The organism is Microbulbifer halophilus (assembly GCF_026183675.1).
GTDB classification, from domain to species: Bacteria; Pseudomonadota; Gammaproteobacteria; order Pseudomonadales; family Cellvibrionaceae; genus Microbulbifer; species Microbulbifer halophilus.
Map to the genome: position 1 here is coordinate 41,023 of NZ_JAPIVK010000007.1, position 14,944 is coordinate 55,966.

13 protein-coding genes are annotated in these 14,944 nt (G+C 63.1%); 7 read left to right on the plus strand and 6 right to left on the minus strand.

From position 1 onward, the window contains the following. The first annotated feature begins 56 nt into the window (after window positions 1-56). The 6 genes from OQE62_RS05200 to OQE62_RS05225 all read left to right on the plus strand — a co-directional run bounded on the left by OQE62_RS05200 (window position 57) and on the right by OQE62_RS05225 (window position 4,241). Window positions 57-389: a YnfA family protein gene (locus OQE62_RS05200; RefSeq protein ID WP_265720941.1), complete on the plus strand. Its 333-nt coding sequence runs from the start codon at window positions 57-59 to the stop codon at window positions 387-389. A 420-nt stretch (window positions 390-809) separates the two neighbouring features. Next, window positions 810-1,703: an MNIO family bufferin maturase gene (gene bufB, locus OQE62_RS05205; protein ID WP_265720942.1), complete on the plus strand. Its 894-nt coding sequence runs from the start codon at window positions 810-812 to the stop codon at window positions 1,701-1,703. Then, entirely contained in the window at window positions 1,693-2,460 is a 768-nt protein-coding gene (locus OQE62_RS05210) for an HvfC/BufC N-terminal domain-containing protein (RefSeq protein WP_265720943.1), read from the plus strand. Before bufB ends, OQE62_RS05210 begins: the two co-directional genes overlap by 11 nt. A 17-nt stretch (window positions 2,461-2,477) precedes the next feature. Next, window positions 2,478-2,984 (plus strand): DoxX family protein, encoded by a 507-nt coding sequence (locus OQE62_RS05215; RefSeq protein WP_265720944.1) that lies wholly within the window; start codon window positions 2,478-2,480, stop codon window positions 2,982-2,984. Between the two features lie 3 nt (window positions 2,985-2,987). Then, window positions 2,988-3,725: a YiiX/YebB-like N1pC/P60 family cysteine hydrolase gene (locus OQE62_RS05220; protein ID WP_265720945.1), complete on the plus strand. Its 738-nt coding sequence runs from the start codon at window positions 2,988-2,990 to the stop codon at window positions 3,723-3,725. Between the two features lie 180 nt (window positions 3,726-3,905). Further along, window positions 3,906-4,241 (plus strand): BufA1 family periplasmic bufferin-type metallophore, encoded by a 336-nt coding sequence (locus tag OQE62_RS05225; protein WP_265720946.1) that lies wholly within the window; start codon window positions 3,906-3,908, stop codon window positions 4,239-4,241. A 462-nt stretch (window positions 4,242-4,703) separates the two neighbouring features. On the opposite strand, the gene OQE62_RS05230 is transcribed toward OQE62_RS05225, so the two are convergent. From OQE62_RS05230 to msrP, 6 genes are all read right to left on the minus strand, one after another. Then, the gene (locus OQE62_RS05230) at window positions 4,704-7,841 is read right to left on the minus strand and encodes an efflux RND transporter permease subunit (RefSeq protein WP_265720947.1); all 3,138 of its coding nucleotides are present in this window, start codon (window positions 7,839-7,841) and stop codon (window positions 4,704-4,706) included. A gap of 12 nt (window positions 7,842-7,853) precedes the next feature. Next, entirely contained in the window at window positions 7,854-8,834 is a 981-nt protein-coding gene (locus OQE62_RS05235; RefSeq protein WP_265720948.1) for an efflux RND transporter periplasmic adaptor subunit, read from the minus strand. Further along, complete coding sequence (locus OQE62_RS05240) at window positions 8,831-10,132, minus strand: TolC family protein (RefSeq protein ID WP_265720949.1); 1,302 nt, start codon at window positions 10,130-10,132, stop codon at window positions 8,831-8,833. The genes OQE62_RS05235 and OQE62_RS05240 overlap by 4 nt, the downstream gene beginning before the upstream one ends. Before the next feature lie 74 nt (window positions 10,133-10,206). Further along, window positions 10,207-10,572, minus strand: a complete 366-nt coding sequence (locus tag OQE62_RS05245; RefSeq protein ID WP_265720950.1) for a hypothetical protein — start codon at window positions 10,570-10,572, stop codon at window positions 10,207-10,209. Between the two features lie 109 nt (window positions 10,573-10,681). Beyond that, entirely contained in the window at window positions 10,682-11,338 is a 657-nt protein-coding gene (locus tag OQE62_RS05250) for a protein-methionine-sulfoxide reductase heme-binding subunit MsrQ (RefSeq protein ID WP_265720951.1), read from the minus strand. Next, complete coding sequence (msrP, locus tag OQE62_RS05255; protein ID WP_265720952.1) at window positions 11,338-12,345, minus strand: protein-methionine-sulfoxide reductase catalytic subunit MsrP; 1,008 nt, start codon at window positions 12,343-12,345, stop codon at window positions 11,338-11,340. Before msrP ends, OQE62_RS05250 begins: the two co-directional genes overlap by 1 nt. Window positions 12,346-12,797: 452 nt before the next feature. Between msrP and OQE62_RS05260 the strand changes: the two genes are divergently transcribed. Further along, a complete protein-coding gene (locus OQE62_RS05260; protein ID WP_265720953.1) occupies window positions 12,798-14,915 on the plus strand; it encodes a carboxy terminal-processing peptidase in 2,118 nt (705 codons plus the stop codon). The last annotated feature ends 29 nt before the right edge of the window (window positions 14,916-14,944 follow it).

Below are 14,944 nucleotides of genomic sequence, written 5' to 3' on the forward strand. Positions count from 1 at the left end.
AAAATACCGACCGCTCCGCCACCGCAAATTCAAACCGGACAGGTAAATAGGTAAACATGCTGATCATCAAAACCACCGCGCTTTTTATCATTACCGCCGTAGCGGAAATCCTCGGCTGTTTCCTGCCCTACCTGTGGCTGCGCAAGAACGGCTCCGCCTGGCTGCTGCTGCCGGGCGCCCTGAGCCTGGTCGCATTCGTGTGGCTGCTGAGCCTGCACCCCGCCGCCAGCGGGCGGGTCTACGCGGCCTATGGCGGTGTCTATGTGGCAACCGCGCTTTTCTGGCTGCGCTATGTGGAAGGTGTGGAGCTGTCCACGCACGACTGGGTCGGTGCGGCCGTGGCGCTATGCGGAATGGCGATCATGGTTTCCGGCTGGAAATATTCGTGACTCAAGTTTCCGAACCCGGAATGCTTTTCGATGCCACTACCACTAACCGGGGCGAGAGAGACTCCTTCGCCTGAAGATGGGAATACCCGCCAGGCGCACGGATCAGTCACCGTTGCCGGGGTGCGAATGCCAATAGAGCTTTTGATTCCGGCGGCAATAGCCTGTCAGTTGGATTGATCGGTTCAGCGCCGGGAGGTAAGGCGATCTCACTATCTACACTTGGGGTGTAACAGATCGCACCTTTGCGGCAACGAAACCACCGTAAGCGGCCGATACGCCAACCGGATCGGTTAGCGATCCATCCCTCCTACATTGAACAGGAGTTCCATCATGAATCGCAAACTCACCTCCCCCACCGGCAAGGGCCAACTGAAACCCTTCAAGGAAAAAAGCGCCTGAGTCGGGCGGGAGCGCCATACAATGACAGCGGATGATTCCCGTGGCGCTCCCCCCGGCGCGGCCGGCACTCGGTTGCCGTCCCGCGCCGGCGTGGGGCTGAAGCCACAACACTTCACCGGTATCGTGGAATCGGCGCCGGATATCGGTTTCTTCGAGATACACGCGGAGAACTATTTCGTCGCCGGCGGCCCCTTTCACCACTATCTGGGCCGTATCCGGGAAGACTATCCGCTGTCCGTTCACGGTGTGGGCCTGTCCCTCGGTGGCAAGGAACCGCCGGACCCGGCGCACCTGAAGGCACTGCGCACACTGCTGGATCGCTACCAGCCGCATTCCTTTTCCGAACACCTGGCCTGGTCCGGCCACGGCGGCACCTTTGTCAACGATCTGCTGCCACTGGTGTACACCGGAGCCGCGCTCACCCGCGTGTGTGAACATATCGAACAGGTGCAGGACTTCCTCGGCCGCCGCATGCTGCTGGAAAACCCCGCCACCTATGTGGAGTTCGAGCAGTCCGACTACTGCGAGACGGACTTTATCGGCGAGCTGGTGCGGCGCAGCGGCTGCGGCCTGCTGCTGGACGTGAACAATGTCTACGTCTCCTGTATCAACCACCACCGGGATGCCCGCTCCTACATGGCGGCCCTGCCGCTGGATTCGGTGGGTGAAATCCACCTGGCCGGCTTTTCCCGCGACCGCGACGCCGCCGGCGCACCATTGCTGATCGACAACCACGGCAGCCGGGTGGACCGGGCGGTATGGCAGCTTTATGCCGAGTTGCTGGAACGGACCGGCCGCCTGCCCACGCTGATCGAGTGGGACAACGACGTGCCCGGGCTGGACACCCTGCTCGCCGAGGCGCAGCGCGCGGAAGCGCTGCTTCAATCACTGCCGGAGCCATCCAATGAAAGCTGAAACCGGGTGGGCCGAATGGACCACCGCGCTGCTGGACCCGGACCAGCCCACTCCCGCCGGGCTGAGAGCCTGGAACGGCTCCGATCCGGCGCATCGCTTCGCGGTCTACCGCAACAACGTCACCGTGTCGCTGATAGAGGCACTCGCGTCCGCATTCCCGGTCACACAGCAACTGGCGGGCGAGGCGCTCTTTCGCGGCATGGCGCGCGAATTTGTCCGCGCCGCACCGCCGCGCAGCCCGCTGCTGGCGGAATACGGCGCTGATTTTCCGGCGTTCCTGGCAGATTTCCCTCCGGCGGAGGCACAACCGTGGCTGGCGGATACCGCGCGGCTGGAGCTGGCCTGTACCCGCGCCTACCACGCGACAGACGCGGAACCGGTGGCCCCGGAGAAAATACAGGCATTGCTGGAGGACACCGATGCCCTGCCGGCCAGCCGCTTCTCTCTGCACCCGTCACTGCATACACTGCAATCTCCCTGGGCCGTCGCCTCCCTATGGGCGACCTATCAGAACGCCGGCGATCTGGATGGCGTGGACGTGGCCCGCGCGGAAAACACCTGGATACTCCGCAGCGGCCTGCAGGTGGCGGTGCTCAGAATGCGCGCCGGCGACTGCCACTTCGCCGATGCCCTGCAGCGCCGTGCCACCTTTGCCGAAGCCGCGGAGCGGGCCCTGCAATCGGACCCGGAATTCGATCTCTCCGCCTGCCTGGCCGTGCTGCTGCGCGAGCAGATGATCACCGCCGTCGAACAATAACCCGAGGAACCCGATCCATGACCGTTTTCCAATCCCTGTGTCGATTCGCCGAAGGCGTCAACGGCCGGCTGAGCCGCATCCCCTACAGTCTGACTGCCCTGCTGGGCCGCCTCGCCATTGCCGGCGTTTTCTGGAAATCCGGGCAGACAAAGGTGGAGGGCCTGGCTGTCGACCTTTTCGAGGGCACTTTCCAGTTGGGCTGGCCGCAACTGTCCGGCTCGGCGGTGATGCTGTTTGAGGAGGAGTACCAGTTGCCGCTGATCTCTCCGGAACTGGGCGCAATACTGGCCGCCACCGCCGAACACCTGTTCCCGCTGATGCTGCTGTTCGGCCTGGGCACGCGCTTTGCGGCACTGGCGCTGCTGGTGATGACGGCCGTGATCCAGATCTTCGTCTACCCCGGCGCCTGGCCCACCCACGGCACCTGGGCGGCGGTACTTCTGATGTTGATGGCCATGGGGCCGGGGCGCATTTCCCTGGATGCCTGGTTCAAGCGGCGCTCGAGCGAAGGCGCGGGAAGGTAACTGTTGAATCGCGTTCTAAGTGTTCTCGGCAAATGGCTGGCGCGCTATCTCGAAAAGCCCCACCGCGCCCCCACCGCCGCAACGGCCACGCCCATCGAACAATTGCGCGCCTGCCTGCAGCCGGCTGATGTGCTGCTGGTAGAGGGCAACACCCGCTTCAGCACCGCGATCAAGTACCTGACCCAGTCCACCTGGTCCCACGCCGCCCTCTATGTGGGCGGCGACGAGCGGGCGTGTTTTGTGGAGGTGGATACCGTGGACGGCGTACGCAGTGTCGGCCTGCAGAACTTTGCCGACATGCACACGCGTATCTGTCGGCCCTTCCGCCTCAGCGCGGAGGAGCGGCGGCAGGTGATCGATTACGCTAGAAAACGCATCAGCCACCAGTACGATATGCGCAATATTTTCGACCTGGCGCGCTACCTGCTGCCGACACCGCCGGTGCCCTCGCGCTACCGGCGGCGCATGATCGCGCTCGGCAGCGGCGATCCGTCGCGGGCCATCTGCTCCACGCTGATCGCCCAGGCGTTCCAGTCGATTCGCTACCCCATTCTTCCGGAAGTGGAACAGTTGCCGACACAAGATGAAAACATCCGCGAGCTGTTCCATATCCGCCACCACAGCCTGTTCACGCCGCGGGACTTCGATGTTTCGCCGTACTTCGCGGTGATCAAGCCCACCCTGGAGAGTGGTTTCGATTTTCACCGGATTGAGTGGCACGAGGCGTCGGGAAAAAGCTGAATGTTCCCGACCCGCGGCGCGTCAATCGGCTTTCCGCTCGATAGCGGCGATGAATCTACAGAGCCGCCTCAGTATCTACACTATTAGATGTATCCGGGCCCCAGCTGCAGCGAAGTAATCTGAGCAGCTCGACTGAGTGGTCCCCAATGATTTCCCGTCAAACTGAATAGGAATGCCATCATGAACAGAAACACGACATCCACCTCTCTGGCCCTCGCCCTGAGCAGCGCGGTAGCGATTGCCGCCGTATCGTCCTGCGCCCGCGACGAGGGCGAGAAAGAGATGGCAAAAGACATGAAAGACAAGGAGAACATGGAAAAATGCTACGGCATTGCCCTGAAGGGACAGAACGACTGCGCGGCCGGCCCCGGCACCAGTTGCGCGGGTACCTCCACCAGGGATTACCAGGGCGATGCCTGGAAATACGTGCCTGAAGGCACTTGTGAGGAGACGCCGTCCCCCACTTCGCCCAGCGGCAAGGGGCAGCTCGAAGCGTTCGAAGAGAAGGATGCCTGAACCTGGCAAAGAGGTAGCCCCTAGTGTGCCGTACGGGAAGTTCGCAAACAGTTCGCTGCGCCAAAACGCCCAGCTCTGCGTTGAGAAAGCTTGAAATAACGCTGCTATTCCAGCGCTTTCTCGCCTTGATCTGAGCGCTTTGGCTGTGCTCCTTTGTTCGCGAACTTCCCGCACGGCACACTAGTGGTCCATGCGGTAAATTCTGTAACACTATCTCTTCGCCACAGGCCCCAGTGCTGCGTTAAAAAAGCTTGAATCAGCGCTGCTAGTCCTGCGCTTTTTCGCCTTGCCCTGGAACCTGTGGCTGTGAGCTAGAGTCACCGAACTTACCGCATGAACCACTAGACTCGGCCAAGGGGCGAAGCGACGCCCCCATCTTTCGGCCCTTTGATGGGCAGGCTCCGGTTTTGCCCATCTTACAAAAACGGTGAATCGCAGTAAGGAAACGGGAACTGCTGGACTCTATGGATTGCCGACATCATTGGCCTCACGCCCTACCCTGTCGCCGTGCACAATCCGGTACAACAGCGGCAACACCAGTAGCGTCAGCAGCGTCGAGGAGATGATCCCGCCGATCACCACCGTGGCCAGCGGCCGCTGCACCTCGGCGCCGGTGCCGGTATTCAGAGCCATAGGCACGAAGCCGAGGCTGGCCACCAGTGCGGTCATCAGGACCGGACGCACGCGGATCAGCGCGCCGTCGACGATCGCGGAGAGCAGGTCCCCGCGCTCGCGGCGCAGTTCGCGGATAAACGACAGCATCACCAGGCCGTTCAGCACCGCCACGCCGGACAGGGCGATAAAGCCCACGCCGGCGGAGATCGACAGCGGCATGCCGCGCAGCCACAGCGCCAGCACGCCGCCGGTGAGCGCCAGCGGCACGCCGGTGAAAATGATCAGGGCATCGCGCAGTGAACCGAAGGCGGTGACCAGCAACATCAGGATCACACCGAGGGTCACCGGCACCACCAGCGACAGGCGCCGGCTGGCGGATTCCAGCTGCTCGAAAGTGCCGCCGTAGTCCAGCCAGTAGCCCGGCGGCAGGGTCACTTTCTCGGCGATGCGCGCCCTGGCTTCGTCGACGAAGGAACCCAGGTCCCGCTCGCGCACATTGGCGGTCACCACCACCCGCCGCTTGCCGTTTTCGCGGCTGACCCGGTTCGGCGACGGCGCCATTTCCAGGCTGGCCACTTCCGACAGCGGCACGAAGCCGCCATCGGGCAGGGGCACCGGCAGGTCGCCGAGCCGGTCCCGGTCGCGGCGGATATTTTCCGGCAGACGCACCACCAACTGGAAACGCCGATCGCCCTCGTAGATCAGCCCGGCGCGCTCACCGCCGATGGCGGTGGCCACCAGGTCCTGCAGCGTCCGCAGATCCAGGCCGTAGCGGGCGAGCTGGATCCGCTTGGGTACCACCGAGAGTACCGGCAGGCCTTCAACCTGTTCGATGCGCGCATCCGCGGCGCCGTCGATCTGCCGGATCTCAGCGAGAATCTCTTTCGCCGAGATCACCAACTGGTCCAGGTCGTCGCCGAACACCTTGATCCCCAGATCCGCGCGCACGCCGGAAATCAATTCGTTGAAGCGCATCTCGATCGGCTGGGTAAATTCGTAGTTGTTGCCGGGCAGTTCGCGCACCGCCGACTCGATTTCGTCGATCAACTCCTGCCGCGACAGGTCCGGGTCCGGCCACTGGTCGCGCGGTTTCAGGATCACGAAATTGTCGGCCACGTTCGGCGGCATCGGATCGGTGGCCACTTCCGGGGTGCCGATTTTGGCGAACACCTTGTCCACCTGGGGAAACTCTTTTATCCGCTTTTCCAGGGTTTCCTGCATTGCCACCGACTGATCCAGCCCGGTACCGGGAATCCGCAGCGCGTGCAGGGCGATATCCCCCTCGTTCAGTTGCGGAATAAATTCGGAACCCAGGGTGCTGGCCAGCCAACCGCAGACCAGCACCAGCGCCAGCGCCGCCGACAGTACCAGCCAGCGCACCTTCATCGCCGCCAGCAGCAGCGGCCGGTAGACGGATTTCACCGCGACTATCAGCCGGTTTTCCCGCTCGCTGATTCTGCCGGTGAGGAATACCGCCACCGCCGCCGGTACCAGCGTCAGCGACATGACCAGCGCCGACAGCAGCGCCATCACCACCGTCGCCGCCATGGGGTGGAACATCCGCCCCTCCACGCCGGTGAGCGAAAACAGCGGGATATAGACCACGGTAATGATCAGCACCCCGAACAGGCTGGGGCGAATCACTTCGTTGGTGGCATGGAACACCAGCTCCAGTCGCTCCCGCAACGGCAATGTGCCGCCGGCGCGACGCTGGGCCTCCGCCAGGCGCCGGATGGCGTTCTCGACGATAATCACCGCACCGTCTACGATCAGGCCGAAATCCAGCGCGCCGAGACTCATCAGGTTGGCGGACACGCCGGTCTGCACCATGCCGGTAATGGTCGCCAGCATCGATAGAGGAATCACTGCCGCGGTGATCAGCGCCGCGCGGAAGTTGCCCAGCAGCAGGAAGAGCACGGCGATCACCAGCAGCGCGCCCTCTACCAGGTTTTTCTGCACCGTGACTATCGCCTTGTCCACCAGCGTTGTGCGGTCGTAGACCGCTTCCAGGCGCACGCCTTCCGGCAGTGAGGGTTTTATTTTTTCCAGCGCGGCGGCCACATCCCGGGCCACCGCGCGGGAATTTTCCCCCACCAGCATCATCGCGGTGCCGAGCACGGTTTCGCGGCCGTCGCGGGTGGCGGCGCCGGTGCGCAGTTGTTTTCCGATGGCGACACCGGCGATATCGGCAATTTTTACCGGCGCGCCGTCGCGGTTGGCCACCACCACATTTTCGATATCGGCAATGCCCTGCAGTTGGCCGGGCGAACGCACCAGCAGGCGGCGGCCGTTGGTCTCGACAAAACCGGCACCCCGATTGTCGTTGTTGCGCCGCAGGGCCTCGCTCACGTCTTTCATGGAAAGACCGAAGGCCAGCATTTGGCGCGGGTCCGGCGTCACGTGGTACTGCTTGTCGTAGCCGCCGATGGTGTTGACCTCGATCACGCCCGGCACCAGCGCCAACTGCGGTTTGATGATCCAGTCCTGGATTTCCCGCAGCGCGGTGGCATCAAAGGGGCTACCGTCCGGCTGCGTCGCATCCGGCAAGGCCTCCACCGTATACATGTAGATTTCGCCCAGACCGGTGGCGATGGGCCCCATTTCCGGCTGCAAGCCCGGTGGCAGTGCACTCTTGATGGCGCCCAGCCGCGCGTCGATCAGGTTGCGGGCGAAATAGATATCGGTGCCCTCCTCGAAGACCGCCGTCACCTGAGACAGGCCGTAGCGGGACAGCGAGCGCGTGTAGGCGAGATCGGGCAGGCCCGCGAGCGCCGTCTCCACGGGATAGGTGATGCGCTGCTCGGCCTCCAGCGGCGAGTAGCCCGGGGCTTCGGTATTGATCTGCACCTGTACATTGGTGATATCCGGCACCGCGTCGATGGGCAGCCGCTGGTAACTCCAGAGCCCCGCGCCGATCAGCACCAGCACCAGGGACAGCATCAGGGTGCGCCGCTCTATGGAGAGGCGCAGAATCGCTTCAATCATTGCCAGTCTCCATCAGTGAGCGTGGGATGCGCCGGATTTTTCGAGATGGGCCTTGATCAGGTAGCTGTTGGCGGTGACATAGCGCTCGCCGGCCTTGAGGCCGCCGAGCACTTCGGTGACGCGGCCATCCGAGCGGCCCAGTTTCAGCGGGCGCGCCTGGTAGCTGTCGTCCTTCTGCACAAACACCACCTGTCGCCCGCCCCGCGGCTGCAGCGCGCGGTTCTCCACTACCAGCGGTACTTTCACCCGCTCCACCAGTACCCGGCCCTCCAGCATCAGGTCCGCGGGCCAGCCCAGCTCGCGGTTGTCGATGGATGCGCGCGCCAGCTTGAACGGCTGCCCGCCGGAGGCCGGTACCAGGTTGCCGATTTCCGCTTGCAACTGCCGGTCGCCATTGCTCAGCGTCACCTGCTGGCCGCGCTCTATCTGCGGCTGCTGGCCGGGAAAGACCCGCAATTCCACCCAGAGGCGGTCGTAGTTGGCAATGGTGAAAAGTTCACGCTCGCCACTGTATTCGCCGCGACTGGCCCGCTTGTCGATCACCTGGCCGGCGATGGGCGCGGTGATCGCGTAGACCTGCAGGCTGTCGTTGGATTCGATCTTCGCCAGCGTCTGTCCCTTGCGCACCCGATCGCCGATTTCCACCGCGACGGACACGATGGAGCCGGGAAAACGCGCGTGCACATGGCTGAGATTGCCGTGGGCCAGCGCAGTCTTGCCGTACAGGGTGATCGTGCGGCGTATTTCCCCCGGGCCGGCGACGGCGGTTTCGATGCCGGCCCTGTCGGCCATGGCGCTATCGATATTGACGTGGTTCTCGCCGCGGCCGGCGTGATCGCCGGAGGCGAATGCCGGGTTCGACAAGGCGGCGATAAAGCACACAAGCAACAGTGCGAGACTACTGCGGGCAGCCATGAGCCGCGCCGACAGGCGCACCCCACGAAACCCAGGCTGTTTTTCTGTATTCATCATCAAATCGGTATCTCTTTTCATTTCTTCGGCTCCGCACCCGCTGGCAACAGCGGTGCGGCCGTCATCTGTTCTATCTCGGCGCCGTAGCGCAGTGCTGCGGCAGCGGCTTCGATTTTTGCGCGGCGGGCGCCGATCAATTCTTCCCGGGCGGCCACCCATTCCAGATAGGAGTAGCGGCCGCGGCGATAGGCGCGCTCCACTTCCGCCAATGCCTCGCTCAGGATCGGCACCACGTCGTTGCGCAGCATTTCCACCGCCGCCAATGCCTGCTCCCGACCGCTGACGGCGCGGTACAGGCGGCTCTTCAGGCGCAGCAGTGCGGCCTCGCGCTCGGCGGCCACCTGTTGTCGCTCCGCCAGTGCGGAGGCGACGGCGCCGGCATTGCGGCGCCCGGGAAAAAGCGGCAACTCAACACCGGCCACCAGCGTGGTTTCGTCAATTTCGCGGGAATGGCGGATGCCGGCGGACCAACCGATGTCCAGGCTGGATTCCGTCTCCGCCAAGCGCAGTTCCGCTGCCCGCAGCCGCTCTTCGGAGGCGAAGCGGGCAATGGCGGGATTCCGCTGCGCGCGGGCATAGAGTTCGGCGAAGCCGGCGGATGGGGGGAGTCGGTAAAGCCCGGCGGGATCCACGCTGAAAGCGGTACTATCGCCGGCCCACAGGGAGACCAGCGCCAGCTTGCGGGCAGCCAATTGCCGCTGCCGCGACTGCACCGCCAGGCTCGCCCGGCTCCTGGCCGCGCGGGCACGCAGCGCTTCCGACCGCGGCGAAGCCGCGGCCTGCACCCGCTGTTCCACCGCGAGCAGGGTATCGTCCGCGAGTGCGGCCGAATCGCTTGCCAGCGCGAGCCGCTCCCGCGCCGCCAGTACATCCACGTAGCGCCGGATCACCTCGCCCAACAGATCCAGGGCCGCCGCCTGCTCCTCCGCCGCCAGCAGGCTGCGCCGGGCGGAGACGACATCCACCCGAGCGGCACGCTGGCCGCCCAGTTCGATTACCGAGGACAGGGACACGGTCAGCTCGGCGGCGTCGCTGCCACCGTCGCCGCCGACATTTTCCAGTTCGCCACCGAGGATCAGCGGCGGGCGCAGGTCGGCGGTCTGCGCCCTGCCCGCCAGGGCCGCATCGCGGAAGCGGAACACCGCCAGTTCCGGATTCTGCGCCAGGGTCCGGTCGATGGCTTCCGTCAGGGTGAGGGGGTTACCGGCGTCCGGCGGCTGCGCCGGTACCTGGGCGCCCCCGAACATCAACGGCGCTACCAGCAGAAAGCGGGCACACCAGTACAGCACGCCAACAGTGCGTGCAAAACAAGACAACATGGTTTACTCCCGGGTTACGTCGTCAGAAGCGCGCGCAGGTTGCGGGCGCGCCATTCAGGGATTGCGGACGTAACTCAGGCTATGGGCGGGCGGAAAAGCGCGGAGAAATAATCGGAGGTAAACGAAAGATCGCCGATATCCCGCAAAACGCGGGCACCCGGATCGAAAAAGCCGGATAGCTGGCCGGTTATGCCGACAACACCGGTGCCGTGGCAGTGGCAGCAGTGGTGGCAGAAATCCGGGCCGCCCGGATGGTCCGAACCGGCGGTATCGAAATCGGTCGGCTCCGGCGGGAACTCGACAGTCTGCTCCCCGTCCAGGTGGTGCGGCGGCACATGGGTGGCGATATCCTGCAGCTGTTCGTGGCTATCGTAGAAAGCCATTGCGGTCTGGAACAGTACCAGCGCAATCAGCAGATAGACAGTCCGAACAGCATTCATGGCAAGTATCACTCTCGGTGATAATGGATTAACAGGCTGCTGAAAAAATCATTCCAGCCCACTGATGACTTTAGCAAAGCGGACATCCCGTCTCAACGAGTCTATCGAATTACTTTGCCACGGCGGGCGTCACGCTTCGTAACCAGCGCGCAATACCGTTGCGCCTCAACGCGAGCAATCCCAAAGCAATAGCCAGATAGGCCGCCGGCTCTATCCAGCCACTTTTCACCGACCACCAGAAATGCCAGCAGGCCAGCAACGCCAGCGGGTAGATAAAGCCGTGCAGTTTTTTCCAGTTGCGCCCCATGCGCCGCATCAGCGCCGGCAGCGAGGTGGCGGCCAGTGCCAGCAACAGCAACAGAGCCGCAAATCCCACCAGAATATAGGTGCGCTCCACCAGTTCGCTGGCAATCAGCGACCAGTCGAACACCAGTTCCAGCCCCAGCCAGGCACTGAAGTGCAGCAGCGCCCAGGCGAAACACCAGAGGCCCAGCGGCCGGCGCAGGCGGTTGAGCTGGCCAAGGGACAGGCCGCGGGCCAGGGGTGAGACCAGCAGTGTCAGCATCAACAGCCGCAGCGCGCCCAGGCCCAGAAAATGGATCAGTTCCTTTACCGGGTCTCCACCCAGGGCGCCCTGCCGGATGGCGAGAAACAGCCACAGCAGCGGCGCCAGCGCGCCGAGATGTACCGCTATCTGCAGGGTTATCGCGACACCTTTGCGCCACTGCAGCGGCCGGGAGCCACCGGTTCTCTCGATCGTCGCCATCAGTAGTACTTCTTCAGATCCACACCGGAATAGAGAGAGGCTACGCGCTCGCCGTAGCCGTTGAACGGCAGCGTCTCCTGGCGTTTGACCGAAAAGGGGCCGCCGGGGCCGATAAAACGCTCGGTGGCCTGGGACCAGCGCGGGTGATCCACCGCCGGGTTTACGTTGGCGTAAAAGCCGTACTCGTCGGGGGCCAGTTTGTTCCAGCTAGTGGGGGGCATTTTCTCCACCAGGCGTATTTTGACGATGGACTTGATGCCCTTGAAGCCATATTTCCACGGCACCACCAGCCGGATGGGCGCGCCGTTCTGGGTGGGTAGCGTCCTGCCATAGAGCCCCACCGACAGGATCGTCAGTGGGTGCATGGCCTCGTCCATGCGCAGGCCTTCCACGTAGGGGTAATCGATACCGCCGCCCAGGTAGCGATTCTTCTGCCCCGGCATCTGCTCCGGGTCGTACAGGGTCTCGAAGGCGACGTATTTGGCGCGGCTGGTGGGTTGGAACCTCCGCAGGAATTTTCCCAGTTCGAACCCCACCCAGGGAATCACCATCGACCAGGCCTCGACACACCGCATGCGGTAGATGCGTTCCTCCAGCGCGGTGCCCGCCATCAGTTGCCAGACATCCACCCTGCCCGGCTTTTCCACCTCGCCCTCTACGGCCAGGGTCCAGGGCTCGGTTTTCAGGGACTGGCTCTTGCGCGCCGGGTCGGTCTTGTCGGTGCCGAATTCGTAGAAATTGTTGTGGTTGGTGATTTTCTTTTCCGGAGTCCGCGTCAGGCCTGCGGTGGTCTGGTCGCTGTCGAACTGCAGCGGCTTTCGCCCGCTGTCCGATTGCTTTTCCTCGCCGGGGGAAAACAGGTCGAGCACACCGGCCCGCGTGGAATTCGCCATCAGCAGGCCGCCGAGACCCAGCCCCTTCAGCAGGGTGCGGCGTTTCAGGTAGGCGGTTTCCGGTGTGGCGGCACTCTCCGGGAGATCACCGGGCTTTGTGGTTTTTATCAGCATGGTCGATATCCGTGGCTGTGACCGTTCGGTGCAGGTTACCAATTTCTCCGGCGGGAGGCGCGGTATCCTGCCCAGGCTCTGACAAGGGGATTGGGGGAAAGTTGTCGGCTGGATGATTTCCGACGGTGTGCCCGCTTTCGGCGCCCTCCTCCTGGAGAGAGATAGATTGTAGGTTGACCAAACAGTCACAATGCTGATTTGTACATATAGCGATCAATTTTCTCGCCGCGGGCGGGGAAATGTCGGGTGGGTTGAGTATATCGGGTTCGAATTCGCCCCAATTGCGCAATAATTTCTCTCGATTTAGCCTTTCAGGGCACCAACTGCCTCGGATTAGAGGCAATTCATGCCTTTTGGAGCTTTCAGCCTTTATACTTGTCCTAAGCTATAGTTCGCCGGCACCCTCGAAGGTGCCGACGGCCTGTGAAGTAGGACGTATAAAGAGACTCCCTATGCTTACCAATCGGATCGCCGCCCTGAGGACAGCCACCCGGACCGGCTTCTTCTTCCTTACCCTGACCCTGCTGTCGCCGACCGCGCTGGCCGAGGTGGATGCCCTGCAACCCGAAGAGGGCCAGGGCAGCACTGCACGCGAGATCGTCGGCAAGCTGGAGATGCTGCACTACAACAAGCTGGAACTGGGTGACGAGATCTCGGAAGATCTGTGGGAGGAGTACATCGATGCGCTGGATCCCACACGCAGTTATTTCCTCACCTCGGATATCAATGAATTCCGCGAGTGGCGCGACCAGCTCGACGACGAGTTGCGCAGCGGCAAGGTGGATCACGGCTTTGCCATCTACAACCGATACCGCCTGCGCGTGTCCGACCGCCTGGAGAACATCCTCTCGCAACTCGACAAGGGCATGCCCGATTTCGACTTCGACAAAGACGAGAGCCTGGAGATGGACCGCGAGGAGAGCCAGTGGCCCGCCTCCATCAGCGCTGCCGACGAACTCTGGCGCAAGCGCCTGAAGAGCAGCGTGCTGAACCTGCGCCTCACCGGCAAGGAAGACGAGGAGATCCGCGATCTGCTCGAGCGCCGCTACAAGGGCCAGCTGAAGCGTATCAAGCAGCAGAGCAGCGACGACGTCTTCGAGCTCTACATGAACTCCCTGACGCGCCTCTACGATCCGCACAGCAACTACCTGTCGCCGCGCTCGCTGGAAAACTTCAATATGAGCATGTCGCTGTCCCTCGAGGGCATCGGCGCCGTGCTGCAGATGGAAGACGAGTACACCAAAATCGCGCGCCTGGTGGCCGGCGGCCCCGCCGACCGCACCGGCAAACTGAAACCCGCCGACAAGATTGTTGCAGTGGGCCAGGACAAGGAAGGCGAGATGGTCGACGTGGTAGGCTGGCGCCTGGACGACGTGGTGGACCTGATCCGCGGCCCCGCCGGCTCCTTCGTGCGCCTGGAGACGATTCCCACCGGCGGCGACGGCAGCCACAAGACCATCCTGATCAAGCGCAGCAAGGTAAAACTGGAAGACCAGGCCGCGAAAAAGGCCATCTTCGAGTTCTCCGACGGCGAGAAGACTCACAAGGTTGGGGTCATCAACCTGCCCACCTTTTATATCGACTTCGAGGCCTATCGCCGCCGCGACCCGAACTACAAGAGCACCACCCGCGACGTGGCCAAACTGCTCGAGGAGTTGAAAAAGGAAAACGTTGACGGAATCATTCTCGACCTGCGCAACAATGGTGGCGGCTCCCTGCAGGAAGCCACCATGCTCACCGATCTGTTTATCGACCAGGGGCCGGTGGTGCAGATCCGTCACGCCAACGAGAAGATCTCGCGGCACAACCGCTCGCGCTCGCGGGCCATGTACCGCGGCCCGCTGGTGGTGCTGATCAACCGCCTGTCCGCGTCCGCCTCCGAGATTTTTGCCGGCGCCATCCAGGACTACAACCGCGGCCTGGTGGTGGGCAACCAGTCTTTCGGCAAGGGTACCGTACAGACCATGGCGCCGCTGAAAGAGGGCCAATTGAAGATCACCCAGTCCAAGTTCTACCGCGTGTCCGGCGACAGCACCCAACATGCCGGGGTAACCCCGGATATCTCGATGCCGAAGCTGATCGACGCCGATCAGGTGGGTGAAAGCGCCTACGATACCGCCCTGCCCTGGGATCGTATCCACGCCGTACCGCACGCCACCTACTTCAATCTGGAGGAATTGCTGCCGAAACTGGTAGCCAAGCACACACAGCGCACTTCCACGGATCCGGACTTCATCTACCTGCGCGATCAGTTTGAGTTTGAGAGTGAACGCGCCGACCGGAAGTTCGTTTCCCTGAATGAAAACACCCGCAAGCAGAAGCGCGAGGAGCTCAACCGGGAGATGCTGGTGATGGAGAACCGCCGCCGCGAGTCCAAGGGCCTGGAGACCTACGAGAACTTCGAGGCGCTGGAAGAGAGCGAATCGGAAGAGACACCGATGGTCGGCGGCCCGGTGGAAATTGAGTTGGAGGACGACCCGATCCTGAACGAAGCCGGCTATATCATGGCCGACTTCATCAGGCTGGCCGACAAGGCCAACGAGACGCCCCAGGTGGCCGACTCCGAGTAACCACAACAGCAGTGCTGTAGGGTGCGCGG

What these genes read in the sequence shown, in the direction of transcription:
- bufB (WP_265720942.1), top strand. Translation starts at nt 810, where the DNA reads ATGACAGCGGATGATTCCCGTGGCGCTCCCCCCGGCGCGGCCGGCACT.
- msrP (WP_265720952.1), bottom strand. Translation starts at nt 12,345, where the DNA reads ATGCTGATAAAAACCACAAAGCCCGGTGATCTCCCGGAGAGTGCCGCC.
- OQE62_RS05200 (WP_265720941.1), top strand. Translation starts at nt 57, where the DNA reads ATGCTGATCATCAAAACCACCGCGCTTTTTATCATTACCGCCGTAGCG.
- OQE62_RS05215 (WP_265720944.1), top strand. Translation starts at nt 2,478, where the DNA reads ATGACCGTTTTCCAATCCCTGTGTCGATTCGCCGAAGGCGTCAACGGC.
- OQE62_RS05245 (WP_265720950.1), bottom strand. Translation starts at nt 10,572, where the DNA reads ATGAATGCTGTTCGGACTGTCTATCTGCTGATTGCGCTGGTACTGTTC.
- OQE62_RS05225 (WP_265720946.1), top strand. Translation starts at nt 3,906, where the DNA reads ATGAACAGAAACACGACATCCACCTCTCTGGCCCTCGCCCTGAGCAGC.
- OQE62_RS05250 (WP_265720951.1), bottom strand. Translation starts at nt 11,338, where the DNA reads ATGGCGACGATCGAGAGAACCGGTGGCTCCCGGCCGCTGCAGTGGCGC.
- OQE62_RS05240 (WP_265720949.1), bottom strand. Translation starts at nt 10,132, where the DNA reads ATGTTGTCTTGTTTTGCACGCACTGTTGGCGTGCTGTACTGGTGTGCC.
- OQE62_RS05210 (WP_265720943.1), top strand. Translation starts at nt 1,693, where the DNA reads ATGAAAGCTGAAACCGGGTGGGCCGAATGGACCACCGCGCTGCTGGAC.
- OQE62_RS05235 (WP_265720948.1), bottom strand. Translation starts at nt 8,834, where the DNA reads ATGAAAAGAGATACCGATTTGATGATGAATACAGAAAAACAGCCTGGG.
- OQE62_RS05230 (WP_265720947.1), bottom strand. Translation starts at nt 7,841, where the DNA reads ATGATTGAAGCGATTCTGCGCCTCTCCATAGAGCGGCGCACCCTGATG.
- OQE62_RS05260 (WP_265720953.1), top strand. Translation starts at nt 12,798, where the DNA reads ATGCTTACCAATCGGATCGCCGCCCTGAGGACAGCCACCCGGACCGGC.